Genomic DNA, 865 nt, shown 5'->3' with positions numbered 1-865 from the left:
TGTAAGTATGGGTATTTAAGTTGTCCATGATAATTCTTAGCTTTTTTGCATCAGAAAATACATTATCAACTAAATGTTTAATATAATGGGCAAAATCTACTTTTGTTCGTCTGTCTGTAACCATTATATCTCTTTTACCTCCATTAAAGTCAACAGCAACGAAAATATTGGTTGTTCCGTTTCTTTTATATTGATAATCATATTTTTCAGCACTTCCAGGCTTCATTGGAATTCTATCTACAATATCTCCTATTAAAGGTTTATGCTTTTCATCGAAACAAATTATAGGATATTTAGGATTATAATCTTCATGATATAAGTTTAAAATGGTGTACATCCTTTTACGGTATTCAGGATCGATTTCTTTTATGCACCACATTTTTTTAGTCCATGGTTTTGTTGAGCTTTTTTTAAAGTAATGCGAACAGTTTCACGAGTTATAGTTTCAAAACCAGGGTTTTCCTTCAGTTTTTCAGCAATCAATCTCACAGTCCATCTCTTTTTTCCTTTAGGTGGATTAGTACACGCTAATGCGATTATTTCTGCTTCTTTTTCATCATCATATTTCTTCGGCTGACCAGGACGTGGCTTATCATTCAAGGCCGATTCCAATCCTTCTTCTAAATACCTTTTTTTAATTTTATTAACTGTTTTAGGAGTTATATCCAATATTTCAGCAATTTTCTTCTGAGTCAAATCTGTATTATTTAGTAATAGAAGCATTACTAATCTAAACATCTCTTTTGATTCTTTTAAGAGATTATTAACATATACTTCATCTTCTTCTTTCAAATTAAATTTCATAATAATATATATGAACATGCCACCATATAAACTTAACTTAAATAAATTGTCTTAACACTAT

2 protein-coding genes are annotated in these 865 nt (G+C 29.6%); both read right to left on the bottom strand.

From position 1 onward, the window contains the following. Positions 1-379 (bottom strand): transposase (locus tag MBCUT_RS01435; RefSeq protein WP_211263750.1); only part of this gene is annotated, 379 nt, incomplete at its 3' end. Beyond that, the gene (locus MBCUT_RS01430; RefSeq protein WP_169805353.1) at positions 367-804 is read right to left on the bottom strand and encodes a helix-turn-helix domain-containing protein; all 438 of its coding nucleotides are present in this window, start codon (positions 802-804) and stop codon (positions 367-369) included. The genes MBCUT_RS01435 and MBCUT_RS01430, both read right to left, overlap by 13 nt. Positions 805-865: the final 61 nt, after the last annotated feature.

The sequence above is a fragment of the Methanobrevibacter cuticularis genome, from assembly GCF_001639285.1.
In the GTDB taxonomy this organism is placed as follows: Archaea; Methanobacteriota; Methanobacteria; order Methanobacteriales; family Methanobacteriaceae; genus Methanobaculum; species Methanobaculum cuticulare.
Note: the sequence above shows the minus strand (reverse complement) of the source record. Positions and strands in the feature narration are given on the sequence as shown.

Bases quoted from the DNA above. Each gene is read 5' to 3' on its own strand.
- MBCUT_RS01430 (WP_169805353.1), bottom strand. From the start codon at position 804: ATGAAATTTAATTTGAAAGAAGAAGATGAAGTATATGTTAATAATCTC.